2 protein-coding genes and 1 pseudogene are annotated in these 2198 nt (G+C 38.9%); 1 reads left to right on the top strand and 2 read right to left on the bottom strand.

Annotation, left to right across the window (positions count from 1 at the left end):
• Both METMK1DRAFT_RS10700 and METMK1DRAFT_RS10695 read right to left on the bottom strand, forming a co-directional pair.
• Positions 1-407, bottom strand: a pseudogene (locus tag METMK1DRAFT_RS10700) (ISNCY family transposase); the annotation flags it as partial.
• Positions 408-764: 357 nt separating this feature from the next.
• Positions 765-1331, bottom strand: a complete 567-nt coding sequence (locus METMK1DRAFT_RS10695) for a glycosyltransferase family 4 protein (protein ID WP_342632964.1) — start codon at positions 1329-1331, stop codon at positions 765-767.
• A gap of 653 nt (positions 1332-1984) precedes the next feature.
• Between METMK1DRAFT_RS10695 and METMK1DRAFT_RS10685 the strand changes: the two genes are divergently transcribed.
• The coding region (locus METMK1DRAFT_RS10685; protein WP_009073931.1) for a glycosyltransferase family 2 protein at positions 1985-2198 on the top strand (214 nt) is incomplete at its 3' end.

Here is a 2198-nt window from a genome sequence, read left to right as displayed (position 1 = left end):
GCTACAGTGAGGAGCTGCACGCCCCTCTCGAACCTCCCGTGGGCGTGGCAGTAGATCCAGTAGTTCCCGTGGGGGCTCACGTCCCTCCCCCTGGAGTACTCCTTGTGGTCCACGGTGTCGTCTATGATGACGGCCACCTGACCCTTCACCAGCCCCGACAGGACCTCCAGGTAGTCCCTCCACGTGCCGTCGAGTTCTCCCAACGCCTCCAGCAGGTTTGCGTAGTCCAACCCGAACGTCTCGGCCGCGTTCCTCACGCTGGCCCTCCCACCCACCAGGACCGTGAGGACTAGCGCCAACCCGACCTTCCTGCTCCTCCCGTTCCTCCTGACCACGCCCAGAACCTGGTTGACCGCCTTGACCAGCCTCTCCCTAGCCAACTCGATTTGTCCTTTTCCGTTCAGCATCTTTTCAGCAGGAAGACGTCTAAAATTAAAAACTTCTCGCTAATACCGACTTCTTGGTATTACCTCCCTAAGATTCCCATAACTGCTGCGAATTATCAAAGTCCTCATACGTTTACAGTTATTGAACCCAAGCGTAACCTATATTGACGACGCATATAATGTGATTTGAAGATAGTTTGCCCTCATCTGGCACGATACTAAATTAAACCGTTCAACTCAGCTGTTAACAAAGAGTAGAAAGTATATATTTTAAACTATAAAATAAGCTCTATAACAATTAAAACTTATACATTTACTACAGTAAATCAATAACAGTAAACCAGAAATTAATACAATTTTATTATACTATTTTATAACTCAATTTATTTCTTTTAACGCCTTCTCAAAATTCTTTACTGTTTTTGCCCATGTAAATTTTTTGGTAGTCTCTAGTCCATTCTCTATCATTCTCTCCCTCAGTTTATCATCTTGAATCACTTTCAGTAAATTATCTGACAAGGATTTAACGTCGCCAGGTTGCGATATTAACGCATTAAAACCGTTTACTGCGTAATCCCTCGAGCCTTTATTATCACTCATAACTACTGGAGTTCCGCAAGCCATAGCCTCTAATGGAGGTAAACCGAAACTTTCAGCATAAGATGTATGGAGAAAAACATCTGATGACGAATAAAGTTCAGCAAGGACTTCGTCTGATACGTTAGAAAATACTGAGTATTCGAAGTCTAATCCTATAGTCTTTGAATAATGCCTAACAAGACTTTTACCTCCAACAAAAACTACATGAATAGGAACCTTTTTATTAACGTTCTTTAAGACTTCCAGTGCTACTTCGTCACCTTTAACCCTAGACCCCCTTAATATTACCATAACTCTCTTCTCTTGATTTTGACTGTTTGTTCTTCTTGGTCTAAAAATGTTCAAATCAATTCCAGGATGTGCTATGGTAACTTTCGCTGTAGGATTATTTCCACAATTAGTTGTTTAGCGTAAGAAGAGACTGTTATAAAAGAGAATGGTAACTTTAGCGAGTGATAAAACATGTTTAAGCCTAACTTTCCTTCATTTCCTTCTACCAGTTCTGGAAAGTCTTGCATCAAATAAAATGGGTTTTTATTTTGTGAAAACCAAACTGAGAACGCTGTCAAGTAATAAGTCGCAACAGTAACGTCTGAGTCAAAGCTTCTGATTAACTCAGCTAATTCAATAATAATGTCCGGTCTTACACCGAGTTTAGACGAAATTAAAAGAAAAGTATCATAAGGGTTTCTCTTAGCACTTCGTAGAGTAACGTATCTATAAAACTTGTAAAAAGCGTACACTATCGAACTAAACATGTTCAAGTTTAATGGCTTATAAATAACTTCTGCCCTTAAATTCTTGAACTAACTATGATCTCCGGCTAAAGCTACTATTTTCACATCATGACCTTTATCCTTTAACCCGTTAGCTACTTCAAAGATGTATCTAACTCCGCCGGCTAGTCCCGTGCTAATTAATGCGAACAAAATTTTCATAAATTAATCTATTGATAGTGCAATAAAAATTTATTAACCGCTTATGTATTATACTCCTAAATGTTAATTAGCGTAATTATATCAGCTTATAATAGAAAAGAGTTCCTTAAAAACGCAATAAGGAGCGTTTATACTCAGTTATTAGATAAAGGATTATATGAAGTGGTTATAGTTAAGAACTTTGAAGATAAAGACATAGACGATTATATTGCAAAATTAGGCTATAAAAATATTATATATGATACTCCTAGCTATGGGGAGCAAGTTAGCGTAG

This window comes from Metallosphaera yellowstonensis MK1 (genome assembly GCF_000243315.1).
Taxonomy (GTDB): Archaea; Thermoproteota; Thermoprotei_A; order Sulfolobales; family Sulfolobaceae; genus Metallosphaera; species Metallosphaera yellowstonensis.
This window is presented reverse-complemented; position numbering and strand designations above follow the sequence as displayed.